Source organism: Pseudomonas monteilii (assembly GCA_001534745.1).
In the GTDB taxonomy this organism is placed as follows: Bacteria; Pseudomonadota; Gammaproteobacteria; order Pseudomonadales; family Pseudomonadaceae; genus Aquipseudomonas; species Aquipseudomonas alabamensis.
The window spans coordinates 2,372,463-2,387,752 of record CP013997.1; the positions used below are offsets into that span (position 1 = coordinate 2,372,463).

Here is a 15,290-nt window from a genome sequence, read left to right on the forward strand (position 1 = left end):
TAGGAGCGTATCCCATGGCACAAGGTAGCAAAGCCAAGTACACCGATAAGCAGAAGCGCAAGGCCGAGCACATCGAGGCAGGTTACGAGGACAAGGGCCTGTCCAAGGCCGAAGCCGAGAAACGTGCCTGGGCCACGGTCAACAAGCAGTCAGGGGGCGGCGAACGTACGGGCGGTTCCGGGCAGAAGACCAGCCAGCAGGCCAAGGACAAGGCCAAGCACGACTCGGCCAAGCGTGCAGCGGCGACCCGCAAGGGCGAGCCTCGTGCAGGTGAACGCCTGGAGGACCTTACCAAGGCCGAACTGCTCGGGCGTGCGCGTGCCCAGCAGATCGCGGGGCGCTCGACGATGCGCAAGGCGGAGCTGGTGGCGGCGTTGAACTCTTGATGGAAATGATGTTTGAGGCAGTTGAAGCGTGGGCCCACTCACTTTAAATGTGGGTGGGCCCACGCACCTGATTTGCAGGGTTTTAGTTACGTACAGGTGCAGCCGTGCTCTTCAGCTAAAAGACCGTAAGGGCTCAAGCAGCAAATCAGTGATGCGTTGAAAATGCCTTTGCACTGCAACACTATAAGTCGATTTCGGCTATTCACCACTGTTTTCCTTACACTCTTATACCTACAAAAAATTCGAGTCCTGGGGGCTGAGGCTTTTCAAGTGATGAAAAAATTTTTTCAGCTTGCTCAGCTGTTAAAAGTAACTCTCCGTCACACTCGTCAGCCAATGATGACCAGCCTAGCAGATTCATAATATCAGCCTCTTTGTGGGCGGGAATAATCTCTTCGTATTTCAAAGAATCATCACTGTTATCGGTCGGCAGAAAACCAGTTAGCAAAATTTTCATTGAGATTCCTCATTTCGATTTAGGCGTTTTTCGGCCAGGCGTGGCAGGCTTGGTTTGATGCCCTGAAATAGGATCAAACTCACCCATGTGTTTTCCCTGTTTGTTGTAAAGCTCGACCCTACCATGCATGCTGTCCCACTCGTAAATGCGCCCCTTGCTATCTTTCCAGCGGTTGCGCTTTTTGCCACCCCCTTGCACGCTACTTTTAGCCCTGACAGGTTTTGCATCAGGGAAAGCAATCAAATCATTGGGGGCCGGATGATAATAGTGAGCATTGAACACTATATACAATGGATCAAGCCCAGCCTCTGCCGGGAAGGTAACGATCAGATCATTACCATCAGGCAGTATGCCAGGGTAGGCCTCAACATTGACCTCAAGCGGTTCTAGCTCCACGCCTGTATAGCTTGGTTGAAGGGGAGGAGCGATCGGCGTAGTCGTAGGTGAAGAGGTAGCTGGAGATCGCGCAGGCGTCCAAGTCAGGGTCACCGGAAGCTCTTCTATTGAGAAACCTGGCATTGCTACATTAATCCCATAGCGACCTGTCTGCGAATCAAGCGTTGCCCTGCGTACGGATATGCTTCTGGAAACGCGCTCGCCGTCAGGCCGGACCATCAGTACGTGAGGCCGACTATCGTCTCTCCTGTCGAAGGTCAATCGATACGGCAGTTCGATCCTCCCTTCGGCAGCTGTCGCAGTGGGTACCACAGCCTCCGCCGAGAAGCCGATCTCGCGAGCGTCAATGCTGAATCCAAAGCGAATATGCGGGCGTGGTTGGTCCTGTTCCTCGCTGGCTGTCGAGCTGGAATAGAACAAAGCAGCCATACCAGTAGCGACAGCGCCGCCGGATGCCACCATGGCAACCTTGCCCAATGAGGTAACTGCCTGCGCAATAGTCTGGCGCAAGGCCGAAACTGCTGTCTCCGCTAACGGAACCGCACCCTGCCCTGGTACTGCAAGCCCAACAGAAGCAGCGCCAGCAAAGCGAAAGGTATTGAGCGCTTGAATGATGGACTTTTGAGCGATACCAGGTAACGCTTGGAGCTGAGCATTTGCAGTTCCCACGGCGGCATTAACAGCCGCGAGTACCTCTTTCGACGTGGTATCGCTCAACGTAGAAGATTGTAATAATTCTGCCTCGACTCCAGTCGATATGCTCGCTGAAATCTGCCAAAAGTGCTGGCCAATTGTTTCAGCGCTTTCGTGAGCCGCGCCATTTTGAAGCTGCGCAGTGGCTTCGCCGAGCTGCCCATGCAGACGATTGATGGTCTCACCCAGCGCCTGGTCGATTGTTTGTTGCCGAGCGTTCAGTAATGCGCTGGTTTCAACCATCAGCTGATCCACTGCGCCTGTAAGGTTGGCCACGATCATCGCTGCTTGAGCGCGCAGTGCCTGGTTGAGCTGGTCCACTTCTTGCGGATTGATCTTCCTATGGCTCAGCATGGTAAGTGCCTCGATTTCCTGGAAGATACGTTCAGCAAGATCTTGGACTGCCTGTTTCTCAGGCTGGGCCTGGAGAACGATGTGGGAAGATAGCGTTGTCAGTTGTGCCTTGAGTTCCTCAGCCTTCTGCATCAACTGCTGACTGGCTTGACGTGCCACTTCTGCAGCTTGTGCTGCGATCGCTTCACGGCGTCTCGCCCGTTCCAGGTTGGCCTGCAAATGCGCAAGATGCTCCTGCAAAGCCCTGATTGCTTCGCCAGTGACACGCGCTTGCAAGGCAGCATTGTAAGACCTTTGGTAAAGACTTTGCTCCGCTTCGGGAAACGCAGCCCAGGCCTTCCAATGTCGTGGCACGCGCGACAAGGTAGCCGCTTTAATGTCGGTCGCTTCAAGTGTGAGTACGTCGCCGGCTGAGAAGGCCATGGTCTCCGACGACAGCGAAGCGAGTTCACGGTGATGTTGATCCAGCAATTGGCCAACCGTATTGATACTATTCAAAATCTCGCTTTCGCTGCTGGACGAGGCATCTAATGGAACACCGAGTTGGTTCAACGCATCTAAAACAGATTGGCGAGCATTCGCAATCAAAGGCGCATAAGAGGCATCGAGATAGCCTTTGACGCGAGCAAGCTCACTTGCAATATCTTGCATCATTCGATTATATGTGGCTAATTGCTGCCGGCCCTGTCGATCGCGTTCACTGTGAAGATAAGCGAACGAGACGGCATCAAAGGGCAACGGATCAGGTTCTGGGCGCACGATGGTTGGCGCCAGCTCCATTTGCATAAGTTAATCCCTCATTTCAAAACTCGAGCAATTCAATGAACGCTAAACATATAAAACCCACAGCGATCCGCTCAATAAAAATAATGACTCAAAATGTAAAATCGCTAAGGATTGGGGCGCAATCTACTTAGCGAGAACAGAGTAAAACCTGATCTTATATTTAACGTTGGTTCAGACCTTGCCTATTATGTCGTAGGAAACCTGGACTTTTCATATAGGCAAAGCACAAGATTTTCAGTGAGGAATATAATCGGACCACCACCTTTCCCTCTTGCAGCCTCCCGTACACCCCTTTAGGGTATGCACCACCTCCCCTACAGAGCCTGCCGCCATGCGCGCCTGTCTTTTCATGATCCTCGGTTTGTCATGTACCTATCTGCTGGCTCAAGAGACTCTGCCCGCTGCCGCCCAGGTGCGGACCACGGGCTGGACGCTGAACGACCAGTTCGACAAGGGCTTCACCCTGGACAACGGCACCCGCGTATTGATGATCGCGCGCAGCCTGTCCAGCGCGCGGCTGGTCAACAGCGCCGTCGAACATACGCCCGATGGCTATCTGAGCGAGCGCGGCGTGGCCTACGTGGCCGACATCGAGAAGCTGCCTCGCGTGGCCCAGGCAGTGCTGGTGCCGACCATGCGCTCGGCGCGTTACCGTATCCTGCTGGACCGCGATGGCCAGGTCGCCGAGCACTATGCCGGTGACCGCGATAGCGTGCAGTGGCTGGAGCTGAAGAATGGCCAGGTGACGCGTGAGCAGCGCTTTACTGATTTGGTGGGGCTGCGTCAGGCGCTTGCGGGGTTGGTCAGTGCTCAGGCAGCGCCTTGAGCCTGTGCTGAGTCGTGTGGCGTTGATGCTCGGTTGCCTTGGCTGGCGGTGATGGTCTGGTAGACGGGGTTGGCTGGTTTCATGGCCCCTGCGGGGCCAATCGCGGCACAGGGGCCGCTCCCACACCCGTAGCTATACCGCGGCGTTGCAGGTTATCGCGGGACCCTGTGGAAGCGGGCTTGCCCGCGATGCAGGCGGTGACGGACCGGACGCCATCGCGGGCAAGCCCGCTCCCACAAGCTGCTTGCGCAGCCATGACTACATTGATGGCTGCAGAGGTCTGGGTGGGAGCTGGCTTGCCAGCGATAGGGCCCTGCCAGGCGCCGCACACGGTCGGGCATGTACCGAGTAGAGAAGACAGTTGCGTCCACAGGTGACCGCGATAGCCTGCAATCCCGCGGCGGGGCTACGGGTGTGTGCCTTGGCTGGTGGTGATGGCCTGGTAGGCGGGGTTGGCTGGTTTTATGGCCCCTGCGGGGCCAATCGCGGCACAGGGGCCGCTCCTACACCCGTAGCCCCGCCGCGGGATTGCAGGCTATCGCGGCCACCTGTGGGAACGGCCCCTGCCGAGGCGCTGGACCGGCCGCAATTGGGCCCGCAAGGTCCACAGAGTTATTGAGTTATTTGCTTTAAAATCAATACGATATTTTATTTTCTACGAGAGCAGCCTGTGGGAGCGGGCTTGCCCGCGATGGCGTCCGGTTCGGCACCGCCTGCATCGCGGGCAATCGCGCCTACGACAGGGTGCGCCGGCCTGCCAGACCTGCAAAGCAGTTCAGACGGTAGCGCGCTGGAACGTCGGAATCGCCAACCCCAGGCTTTCACGCAAGGTCGTGCCTTCGTAGGCCGTACGGTACAGCCCGCGCTCCTGCAGCAACGGCACCACCTGCTCGGTGAAGCGGCGGAACTGCTCCGGGTGGCCGATGTAGATGTTGAACCCGTCCAGGGCCCGCGCTTCGAACCACTCGGCCATCTTGGCCGCCACGGTGTCAGCCGATCCGACGAATGCCCCAGGTCGCAATTGACGCCCGAACTCGACGGCCTGACGCAGGCTGAAACCCTTGTCCCGGGCCTGGTCGGCAATGCGCTTGGCATTGGTGAAGAAGCTGCTGCGTGCCGACTCGAGGCTCTCCTGCGGAAACGGCGCATCCAGGTCGTACTGGCTGAAATCATGCCAGCCGAAGTTGCGCCCGAACTCCTTCAACGCCAGCTCGAAACTGTGGTCGGCCTGATGGTAGTGACGCTCGATTTCCCGGGCCTGGTCATCGTCGTCGCCGACGTAGATCTCCGCGCCCGGCAGCACCAGCAATTGCTCCGGGTCACGCCCCAGGCGTGCGGCACGCCCCTTGATGTCGCGGTAGAACGCCTGGCCCTGTTCGAGGCTCGCCGCATGGGTGAACACCACGTCGGCCGTGGCCGCACCCAGGTCGCGCCCCTGTTCGGAGTCCCCGGCCTGGAAGATCACCGGCTGCCCCTGGGGCGAGCGCTGGATGTTCAGCGGGCCGGTCACCGAGAAGTGTTCGCCCTTGTGGTGCAGGGCGTGGAGCTTGGCCGGGTCGAGGAAGCGGCCACTGGCCCGGTCGCGTGGGAAGGCATCGTCCTCATAGGAGTGCCACAGCGCCTGCACCACTTTCACGTGTTCTTCGGCCCGGGCGTAACGGGTGTCGTAATCGTAGTGCTCGTCCAGCCCGTAGTTGCCGGCGGTGCCCGCGTCGCCGCTGGTGACCACGTTCCAGCCGGCGCGGCCCTTGCTGATCAGGTCCAACGAGGCCAGCCGGCGCGCGACGTTGAACGGCGCGTTGTAGGAGGTGGTGAGGGTCCCGACCAGGCCCAGGCGCCGAGTGCTGACGGCCAGGGCCGAGAGCAGGGTCAGCGGCTCCAGGCGGTTGAGGTAATGGGACGGCGAGCCCGGCGTGATGAACTGGCTGTCGACGATGAACATCAGGTCGAACAGCGCGCGCTCGGCCTGCTGGGCGATGTCGATGTACCAGTCGATGTTGACGCTGGCATCGGCCGGTAGCGCAGGGTCGAGCCACAGGTTGTGCCGGCCGGGGCCGCCGCAGCCCATGGTCAGGGCGCCGAGTTTGATCTGTCGTGTGCGCATCAAAGGTCTCCTTGACGTCGAGGTCGTGGGCTCAGGGTTGGCGGTCGGTTTGGCCGAGGGCCGTGCCAAAGGAGGTGTCGAACAGGTCTTTTGCCGGGTAGGCCTTGATCAGCCCGAGCCCGGCGAAGAAGTCCACGGTCTTCTGCGCATCGACGATCACCTGGGGCGTCAGCGGCGCCAGGTCGGTGCGCGCACGGGCGAACCAGGCGCGGGCGATGTCGCGGTCGGCACGGGTGCGTTTGGCCCAGGCATCGGCATAGGCCTCGGTGTGGGCCGGGTCGCTCAGGGTCCAGTCGCGGGCCTTCTTCAGCCGCTGGAGAAAGTCGCTGATCTGCGCACGCTTCTGCTCGGCGGCCTTCTGGTTGGCCACCACGAAGCTCTGCGCCGGGATCACACCCTCGGCGGTCGCCAGCACACGGGCGCCCTGGCGCTCCTGCTGGGTGACGTAGGGTTCCCAGGTGGCGATCACGTCCACCGAGCCACCGTCCAGGGCATGGGAGGCGTCCAGAGCGCTGAGGTAGCGCAGCTCGAGGGCATCGCGCGGGACGCCGGCCTTGTCCAGGCCGCTGAACAACAGCTGCTGGCTCCACGAACCCTTCCAGATCGCCGCACGCTTGCCGCGCAGGTCCTGCAGGCTGTGGATCGACGAGTCCTTGCGGGCCAGGATGGCCACGCCGTCGAGGTTCTGGCGACTGACCGCGATCACCTTGATCGGCGCGCCAAGCGCCCCGAGAAACAACGGGGGCGCATCGCCCAGCAGGCCGATGTCGAGGCTGCCGACGTTGAGCGCTTCGGCCACCGGGGAGCCTGCGGTGAACTGCTTCCAGTCCAGGGTGTACGGCACGTCATCGAGCACCCCCGCCGCCTCCATCACCGCACGGGCGTTGTAGCTTTGGTCACCGACCACCAGGGTCTGGGCGGCGGCAGCGAGGCTGAAGGTGGTGGCCAGCACGGTAGCGGCCAGCTGTTTGAAGTAGCGCACGGTCGTCTCCTGAGGCCCTGAACAGGGCCATGAGGACGATCCGCGCGTGCGGTCTCATCGGTAGAAGGATATAGCGATAAAGAATCGGTACGAAACTTTTAATAATCTAAAGCCCTGAAAGAACGCTGTGAAATGCACATTGGGCATAACCTAATGCTTTTTCAGTCGCTTTATTAAATGCGCAAAAATCATATTAGCTTAGTCATATTTTGCATTTATAGAATATAAAGAAGTTTGCTAGGGTTCAGTCCATACCTGAACGCCGAGTCCGAACCATGACCGATTCCCTGCGCCTGGAGCGCTTACGCCACTTCATCGACCGCCTGGCCACCGTGCTCGACGAGCAGCCCGACGAAGCCGCCCTGCTCGACCGCGGCCAGGCGCTGCTGGCGGACCTGGTCAGCCATGACGATTGGCTACCCGAGGACTTCGCCCAACCTGACCCGGAGCGCTACCGGCAGTACCTGTTGCACTGCGACTCGCGCCAGCGCTTCTCGGTGGTGAGCTTCGTCTGGGGCCCTGGGCAGCGTACACCGATCCATGACCATCAGGTCTGGGGGTTGATCGGCATGCTGCGTGGCGCCGAGCTGGCGCAGGGTTTCGTGCGCAATGACCAAGGCGAATTGATGCCCGACGGTGCGACGGTACGACTGCTGCCCGGCCAGGTGGAAGCGGTCTCGCCACGCATCGGCGACATCCACCAGGTGAGCAATGCCTTCACCGACCAGGTGTCGATCAGCATCCACGTCTACGGCGGCAACATCGGCGCGGTCCGGCGTGCGGTGTACGCCCCCGACGGCAGCGCAAAACCGTTCATTTCCGGCTACTCCAACGCCCACCTCCCCAACCTCTGGGACCTGTCCAAAGAGAACCTCGCCCCATGACCTCGCCCGTTACCCGGCAGTACCCCGACATCCGCCGCGCCTTGCTGGCCCAGGAAGAACTGGCCTTGATCGATGTGCGTGAAGAAGACCCGTTTGCCCAGGCGCATCCTCTGTTCGCCGCCAACCTCCCATTGTCGAAGCTGGAACTAGAAGCGTACGCCCGGATCCCCCGGCGTGACACGGCCATTACCGTCTATGACGACGGTGAAGGGCTCGCGGCCATCGCCGCGCAACGCCTGCACGAGCTGGGGTACAGCGATGTCGCCGTGCTCGAGGGCGGGCTGGACGGTTGGCGCGCTGCCGGTGGCGAGCTGTTCCGCGACGTCAACGTGCCGAGCAAGGCCTTCGGTGAGCTGGTGGAAAGCGTGCGCCACACGCCATCCCTGGCGGCCGAACAGGTCCAGGCCCTGCTTGACGACAACGCTGACGTGGTGGTGCTCGATGCGCGGCGTTTCGACGAATATCAGACCATGGGCATCCCAGGTGGTATCAGCGTGCCGGGCGCCGAACTGGTGCTGCGCGTGGCCGAGCTGGCACCAGACCCGACGACCCAGGTGATCGTCAACTGCGCCGGGCGCACGCGCAGCATCATCGGCACCCAGTCGTTGCTCAACGCAGGCATTCCCAACCCGGTGGCGGCCCTGCGCAACGGCACCATCGGTTGGACCCTGGCGGGCCAGGCGCTGGCGCATGGGCAGGACCGTCGCTTCGCCGACGTCACCTCGCACACCCGGACCCAGGCCTCGCAACAGGCCCGTGGGGTGGCCGACCGCGCCGGTGTCCTGCGCCTGGACCGCGCCGGGCTGGAGCGCTGGCAGGCCGACGTGGGTCGCACCACTTACCTGTTCGATGTCCGCACCCCTGAGGAATACAGCACCGGCCACCAGCCCGGCAGCCGCTCGACACCGGGCGGGCAATTGGTGCAGGAGACCGACCATGTCGCCAGTGTGCGTGGGGCGCGTCTGGTGCTGGTGGACGATGACGGCGTGCGCGCCAACATGACCGCCTCGTGGCTCGCGCAGATGGGCTGGCAGGTCGCCGTGCTCGACGGCCTGACCCCGGCGGACTTCAGCGCCCAGGGCGACTGGCAGCCACTCCTGCCGACGCTGCCCGAGGTCCAGGACATCACTGTCGAGCAACTGGCCCGCTGGCGCAACGAGGCCGGCACCGTAGTGCTGGACTTCACCACCAGCGCCAACTACGTCAAGCGTCACATCCCCGGCGCCCACTGGGTGATCCGCGCCCAGCTGGCCGAGGCCCTGGAGCGCTTGCCCCAGGCCGAGCGCTACGTGCTGACCTGCGGCAGCAGCCTGCTGGCCCGCTTCGCCGCCCACGACCTGCAGGCGCTGACGCGCACGCCGGTCCATGTGCTCACAGGGGGTACCGCCGCCTGGGTCGCGGCCGGAAAGCCGGTGGACAGCGGTGAAGCCCACCTCGCCGTGGCGCGCAGCGACCGCTACCGACGCCCCTACGAGGGGACGGACAACCCGCGCGAGGCGATGCAGGGCTATCTGGACTGGGAGTTCGGCCTGGTCGCCCAGCTGGAACGCGATGGCACTCACGGGTTTACGGTGTTGTGACAGGCGGCCTCAGGTTCAGCACGCGCAGGACGCCGGTGTCGGCGCGTGCGGCACGGTTCGCTCGGTCGACAGGCTGAAGCCTTCATCGCACCAGCCCGTGATGCCGCCGAGCATTTCCTTCACCCCATGGCCGAGCTGGGCCAGGCATGCAGCGGCGCGGTGGGCGCCGTTGCAGTGCGGCCCTGCGCAGTAGACAACGAACAGGGTTCCGGCAGGGAATACCGCCAGGCGCTCGGCCGTCAGGGTCCGGCTCGGCAGGTTCAAGGCGCCGGGAATGTGCCCGGCCGCAAACGCCTCGGCGTTGCGCACATCGACCAGTACGAAGTCGACCTGGCCGGCCTGCTGGCTGTGGTACACGTCCGAACAATCGGTCTCGAAGCGCAGGCGTTCGCTGAAGTGCGCGAGCGCCTCGTCGGCGGAGGCTGGCGGCGTGTGTGTGATCAGGCTGGACATGGCATCGCTCCTGGCAGGATGAGGGTCGGGCCACTGTAGGCGGACCGTCGAGTGCGCTACAGTGGCGAACTCGACAGTCACCGGTGATTTCCCGCCAAATGCACGACACGCCCGGTTTGGTCGCCATCCTGGCCTACGATGGCCTGTGCACCTTCGAATTCGGTATCGCCATCGAACTCTTCGCCCTGCCCCGGCCCGAGTTCGACTTTGCCTGGTACCGGCATTGCGTGGTCGCGGTCGACGCAGGCCCGATGCACGCCCTGGGCGGTTTCACCGTCACCGCCGATGCGGGCCATGAGGCACTGCTCGAGGCGCAGACCATCATCGTCCCCGGCTGGCGAAACCGTGCCGAGCGTCCTCCCCAGGCCCTGCTGGATGCCTTGTGCAGCGCGCATGCACGCGGGGCCCGGCTGCTGTCCATCTGCTCCGGTGCCTTCGTGCTGGCCGCCGCCGGGCTGCTCGATGGCAAGCGTGCGACCACGCACTGGCGTTACTGCGAAGAGCTGGCGGCACGTTTCCCCGCCATCGCGGTGGACCCTGCCGTGCTCTACGTGGACGATGGTCAGGTCATCACCTCGGCCGGCAGCGCAGCTGGCATCGACGCCTGCCTGCACCTGGTCGAGCGCGACTTTGGCGCCCAGGTCGCCAACAGCGTGGCCTGCCGCCTGGTCATGGCACCCTTGCGCGCAGGCGGGCAGGCGCAGTTCATTCCGGCGCCGGTCGCCCGGACGCCACGGCAGGACCTGGCAGCCCTGCTGGATTGGGCACGCGAGCGCCTGCACGAACCGCTGACCTTGGCTCAACTGGCGGCCAAGGCCTTGATGAGCGAGCGCACGTTGCTGCGCCGCTTCAACGAAGCGACCGGTATGACGCCCAAGCGCTGGCTGCAGCACGCACGCCTGGCACAGGCCCGCGCGCTGCTCGAGGGCAATGGGCTCAATCTGGAGCGCATCGCCGAGCGCTGCGGATTCGCTTCGGTCGAAAGCTTCAGGGTGGCGTTTCGTAAAGAGGTCGGTGTGGCGCCTTCGGTGTATCGGGACAGTTTCGGTCGCTGAGTCTGCCCTCGCGCAGCGCTGATGGCGAGGGCACGTCGGGAGCGCTCGAGCCGTTCATGGGCAAGCCCTGAGTAAGGGTATCCAGAGACGCTCGGGCGGCGAGTCATCGTACAACTCGACAAGCACTGACCATCAAGCGCCCTCGACACGGACGACCAAGAGAACGGGTCACGGCCGTTTCTGCGGCTTTCCGAACACGGCGTCCACCGCTTCGGTCACCTGGTTCACCGCGCCGAGGTACTCGATGAGTTCCGCTGCTCGGCTGCCCCGCAGGCCGGCCGTGGTCATCGTGCCTTCTTCCACATAGGTATACACCCCCCTGACCGCGAAGGCTTTCAGCGCGGCGATGTGCTGCGCCTGCTCCGGCAATGTGCGGGTGAAGGCTTTGCTCTCGAAGAAGCGTCGCCGTGCCAGCGGGTTTTCGAACGCCACCTCCATGATCACCAGCTCGGCGCGCTCCGCCGTGGCCGTATGGGCCACATCGGGCGACGGAGGGTGATGACCGTCGTTCTGGAACGGCGCGCACAGGTGCAGTTTCACCTTCGGCACCGACGCGTCGCGCACCAGCACCGGGGCCAGCACGTCGCGCACGTAGGTGTGAAGCTCCTCCAGGCTGCGCTTCGGGCTCAGGTGGACATGGACACGGTCGGCATCGTCCAGCCCGTTCATGCGCGCATCGTCCAGCAGGTTCAACACGGTGACCGACCCTTGCGGCAGATCGTAGGCCAGGGTCTCGGCGAACATGTTCTGCTCGTCGGCGAACAGCAGCGGGCTGGCCTCCTGGAAGCGTGCCTGGTCCTGCGCCGAGAGGAAACCGATCTCCACGCCGCCGTCGAGCTCGTAGTCGGCGATCTCTTCGATCCCGTCGGCCAGGGGCCAGAGATGGGCATCCTGGTTGCGCGAGAAATGGTGCTGGATGTACAGCCCCAGGCCAGGCAGCCTGGCGCACAGCGGGCCATGCACATCGCGCCAGTAGGTGGCGAAGACCTCGTGGGGCACGCGTTCCCGGCGTTTTACCGTGGTGTAGCTGTTGATGCGGATGCTCATGTTCACCTCTGCGTGGGGATCGATGCGTGCGAATGCGTGGGGCAACTGTGGTTTTCTTTCCTGATCAATGCGCCAGTGCGGGACGGATTTGTGGGCCCTGCGGGCCCAATCGCGGCACAGGGGCCGCTCCTACACCCGTAGCTCCAACGCAGTGTTGCAGGCTCCGTAGCTCCACCGCAGTGTTGCAGGCTATCGCGGTCACCTGTAGGAGCGGCCCCTGTGCCGCGATTGGGCCCGCAGGGCCCATGAAATCAGCCACTCCATACTTCAAGCCCACCTACGTCCATACCGCCCTGATTGTAAGAGCCCCCAACCTCATCGCCGTTCACTCGACACACCCCTAAGTCATCAGACATCATTTGACTAAACCCCCAGGACTTCCGAAGATGACCAGGCACCCAGCCGCTGCCTCAAACACGCTAGGGTGCCGCCAACAACAATAATCAGGATGCCCCGATGCCCCCACATGCCCCTCACGCAGCCCCTCGCCGCCACTTCCTCAAGCAATCCCTCACCTTGGCGTCACTGGCGGCGGCCGCGACCAGCCTGCCCCGCCTCACCGCCGCGGCCGACCCCATCAGCCAGCGCTACCCCGACCCGCTCATCGAAGTCATCGACGACAGCTTCGCCGCCTACCGCATCTTCAACGCCGGCGTCGAGCGACTGGCCACGGGGCTGCGCTGGGCCGAGGGGCCGCTGTGGGTCGGTGACGGTCGTTACCTGCTGGTCAGCGATATCCCCAACAACCGCATCCTGCGCTGGGACGAGATCAGCGAGACCCTGGGCGTCTACCGCCAGAACGCCAACTACGCCAACGGCCTGACCCGTGACCTGCAAGGCCGGCTGATCGTTTGCGAGGGCTCGACCACCCACACCGAAGGCCGCCGCCTCACCCGCACCGAACACGATGGCAGCCTCACCGTCCTGGCCGAGACCTTCGAAGGCAAGCGCTTCAACTCGCCGAACGACGTGGTGGTCAAGAGCGATGGCTCGATCTGGTTCACCGACCCGCCCTTCCAGATGGGCAACGACTACGAGGGCCACAGGCTCACCCCCGAGCTGCCGGATGCGGTCTACCGCATCGATGGCCAGACCCTTCAGGTCACCCGAGTGATCCAGGATTTCGCCGGCCCGAACGGCCTGTGCTTCTCGCCGGACGAAAGCACGCTCTACGTGGTGGAGTCACGGGCCAAGCCCAACCGCATCGTCTGGGCCTACGCGGTCAAGGCCGACGGCACCCTGGGCGAGCGTCGCAACCACATCGAGGGCACCGGCTACGGCGCCATCGATGGCCTGAAGTGCGATCTGGACGGCAATCTCTGGTGTGGCTGGGGCAGCTCGGGTGCCAAGGAAGCGAACCCGGAGCAGCTGGACGGCGTGCGGGTGTTCAACCCCAAGGGGCAGGCGATCGGTCACATTCACTTGCCGGAACGCTGCGCCAACGTGTGCTTTGGCGGCGCATCGGGCAATCGCCTGTTCATGGCCAGCTCGCGCTCGATCTATGCGCTGTACGTCAATACCCGGGGTGCCAGGCCGTCCACTGCCCAGCCCCGGACGGTCTAGGGAATGGAGGAGGTTTGAGGTAGTCTGGCCCCCTTGCCTCCCCCACGCGCGTGCGTCGATCCGGCCTTGCCGGGCCCGGACCGATGCCGTCGAAAGGACCTCTCCATGCTCTACATCGTCATGCTCGGCGGCCGCCATCCGCGCGCCAGCATCGAAGTCCACGACGTGGTCTTCGCCCAGGGCACCACCCTGGAGCAGCTTTATCCGGACCTTCGCAACGCCTGGTTCGGCAGCCCCAAAGGCCTGCACATCGACTCCTGGCTGGAGGTCGATGGTCTCGAGGGTTATCGCGTCGAATTCAGCCAGGCGGCGCCGCCACCGGGCGCCCCTCGGCTGTTCTTTCTCAACCTCGGTGGCTATGAGCCGCACACCTTCGGCGAAGCCCATCGCTACCTGCTGGTGGTTGCCCCGGACAAGGCCACGGCAAAAGCCCTGGGCAAGCGGCGCATGGCGCCGAACTGGTTCAAGCCGCACACCGATGCGGTGCTGGACGTCGACGACTGCCTGCCGATCGACGCGGTCGATGGACGCTACGTGCACTTGGTCGAAGGGCCGCACCAGGGCATCGTGCAGCGCAGCGACTACCGCCTGATCTGATGCCCTGGCAGCGCCGATGTCGGCCAGAGGCTCGCCTGCCGTGGGTCAGCGTGCCGCCCAGGCGTTGAAACGCTGCTCCAGCTCCTCGCCATGGTCGACCCAGAACTCGGCGTCTACCAGGCGCGCCTGGGCCAGGTTGTCGGGCGCGGTCGGCAGTTGCGCCTGCACCTGGGCAGGCAGTTGCGCGAGCGCGTCCTGACGAATCGGGCCATAGGGGATCTGGCTGGAGAACGCCTGCTGCGTCTCGGCCTGGCTGGCGAAGGCGATGAAACGCTCGGCCAGTGCCTTGTGCGGGGTGCCGCGGACGATGGCCCAGTGATCAGGGTCGTACAGGCTGCCGGGCCAGACGATGCTGAGGGTGGAGCCCTGTTGCTGGGCCGCGGCGATGCGGCCGTTGTAGGCTACCGACATCACCACGTCACCGGCTACCAGCCATTGCGGCGGCTGGGCACCGGCCTCCCACCACTGGATGCTGGACTTGATCTGGTCGAGCTTCCTGAACGCCCGGTCCACGCCTTCGGGGGTGCCCAGCACGGTGTAGAGGTCATCGCGCGATACGCCGTCAGCCAGCAACGCCACTTCCAGGGTGTACTTGGCGCCTTTGCGCAATCCGCGTTTGCCGGGGAAGCGCTGGGTGTCCCAGAAGTCCTGCCAGGAGGTGGGCGCGGTGGCGAGTTTCTGCGGGTCGTAGGCCAGCACCATCGACCAGACGTAGCTCGCCACGCCACATTCGCTGACGGTGCCCGGTAGGTAGCCGGACGCCTCGCCCAGCAGGTTCGGGTCGATCTTCTCGAACAGGCCTTCTTCGCACCCGCGCAGCAACTCGGGGCTTTCGACCTCGACCACGTCCCAGGACACATGGCCGACGTCGACCATCGCCTTGACCTTGGACAGCTCGCCGTTGTACTCGCCAGCGATCACCTTGCCGGCGCCACTGCGTTCGAAGGGTTGGAAGTACGCGGTCTGCTGGGCCGCCTTGGTGGCGCCGCCGAACGAGATGACGGTCAGGCGTGACTCGTCGCTCAGCACGGGCAGGCTGATGGCGCAAAGCAACGCGGCACTGAACGACGCGGTAATGGTACGCATGGAAACTCCCTCACTCATTCTGGTTATGGTGGTGTAGAGGC

General features: G+C 63.2%; 13 protein-coding genes. 7 read left to right on the plus strand and 6 right to left on the minus strand.

The window, feature by feature from the left end; all coding sequences use genetic code 11:
• Positions 1 to 14 precede the first annotated feature (14 nt).
• A complete protein-coding gene (locus tag APT63_10155) occupies positions 15 to 386 on the plus strand; it encodes a termination factor Rho (protein AMA45958.1) in 372 nt (123 codons plus the stop codon).
• 466 nt (positions 387 to 852) lie between these two features.
• On the opposite strand, the gene APT63_10160 is transcribed toward APT63_10155, so the two are convergent.
• Positions 853 to 3,072 (minus strand): hypothetical protein, encoded by a 2,220-nt coding sequence (locus APT63_10160; GenBank protein ID AMA45959.1) that lies wholly within the window; start codon positions 3,070 to 3,072, stop codon positions 853 to 855.
• Between the two features lie 331 nt (positions 3,073 to 3,403).
• Here APT63_10160 and APT63_10165 point away from each other — a divergent pair, with 331 nt between their 5' ends.
• Positions 3,404 to 3,898, plus strand: a complete 495-nt coding sequence (locus tag APT63_10165; GenBank protein ID AMA45960.1) for a hypothetical protein — start codon at positions 3,404 to 3,406, stop codon at positions 3,896 to 3,898.
• Positions 3,899 to 4,673: 775 nt separating this feature from the next.
• On the opposite strand, the gene APT63_10170 is transcribed toward APT63_10165, so the two are convergent.
• Positions 4,674 to 6,002, minus strand: coding sequence for a monooxygenase (locus APT63_10170; protein ID AMA45961.1), 1,329 nt, complete (start codon positions 6,000 to 6,002; stop codon positions 4,674 to 4,676).
• A gap of 31 nt (positions 6,003 to 6,033) precedes the next feature.
• Entirely contained in the window at positions 6,034 to 6,984 is a 951-nt protein-coding gene (locus APT63_10175; protein ID AMA45962.1) for a sulfonate ABC transporter substrate-binding protein, read from the minus strand.
• A 275-nt stretch (positions 6,985 to 7,259) separates the two neighbouring features.
• Between APT63_10175 and APT63_10180 the strand changes: the two genes are divergently transcribed.
• Together APT63_10180 and APT63_10185 are read left to right on the plus strand one after the other, a co-directional pair.
• Positions 7,260 to 7,868, plus strand: a complete 609-nt coding sequence (locus APT63_10180) for a cysteine dioxygenase (GenBank protein ID AMA45963.1) — start codon at positions 7,260 to 7,262, stop codon at positions 7,866 to 7,868.
• On the plus strand, positions 7,865 to 9,448 hold the full coding sequence (locus tag APT63_10185) for a sulfurtransferase (GenBank protein ID AMA45964.1): 1,584 nt from the start codon (positions 7,865 to 7,867) through the stop codon (positions 9,446 to 9,448). Before APT63_10180 ends, APT63_10185 begins: the two co-directional genes overlap by 4 nt.
• Before the next feature lie 15 nt (positions 9,449 to 9,463).
• Here APT63_10185 and APT63_10190 read toward each other — a convergent pair whose 3' ends face one another.
• Positions 9,464 to 9,901 (minus strand): rhodanese, encoded by a 438-nt coding sequence (locus tag APT63_10190; protein AMA45965.1) that lies wholly within the window; start codon positions 9,899 to 9,901, stop codon positions 9,464 to 9,466.
• A 98-nt stretch (positions 9,902 to 9,999) separates the two neighbouring features.
• On the opposite strand from APT63_10190, the gene APT63_10195 reads away from it, so the two are divergent.
• Positions 10,000 to 10,956: a transcriptional regulator gene (locus APT63_10195; GenBank protein AMA45966.1), complete on the plus strand. Its 957-nt coding sequence runs from the start codon at positions 10,000 to 10,002 to the stop codon at positions 10,954 to 10,956.
• Between the two features lie 168 nt (positions 10,957 to 11,124).
• Here the strand turns inward: APT63_10195 and APT63_10200 are convergent, their stop codons facing one another.
• Positions 11,125 to 12,003 (minus strand): hypothetical protein, encoded by an 879-nt coding sequence (locus tag APT63_10200; protein ID AMA47856.1) that lies wholly within the window; start codon positions 12,001 to 12,003, stop codon positions 11,125 to 11,127.
• A 456-nt stretch (positions 12,004 to 12,459) separates the two neighbouring features.
• Between APT63_10200 and APT63_10205 the strand changes: the two genes are divergently transcribed.
• Both APT63_10205 and APT63_10210 read left to right on the plus strand, forming a co-directional pair.
• On the plus strand, positions 12,460 to 13,566 hold the full coding sequence (locus APT63_10205; protein AMA45967.1) for a gluconolactonase: 1,107 nt from the start codon (positions 12,460 to 12,462) through the stop codon (positions 13,564 to 13,566).
• Positions 13,567 to 13,671: 105 nt separating this feature from the next.
• Positions 13,672 to 14,163 (plus strand): hypothetical protein, encoded by a 492-nt coding sequence (locus APT63_10210; protein ID AMA45968.1) that lies wholly within the window; start codon positions 13,672 to 13,674, stop codon positions 14,161 to 14,163.
• A gap of 45 nt (positions 14,164 to 14,208) precedes the next feature.
• Here APT63_10210 and APT63_10215 read toward each other — a convergent pair whose 3' ends face one another.
• Positions 14,209 to 15,267: a spermidine/putrescine ABC transporter substrate-binding protein gene (locus tag APT63_10215; protein AMA45969.1), complete on the minus strand. Its 1,059-nt coding sequence runs from the start codon at positions 15,265 to 15,267 to the stop codon at positions 14,209 to 14,211.
• Positions 15,268 to 15,290 lie beyond the last annotated feature (23 nt).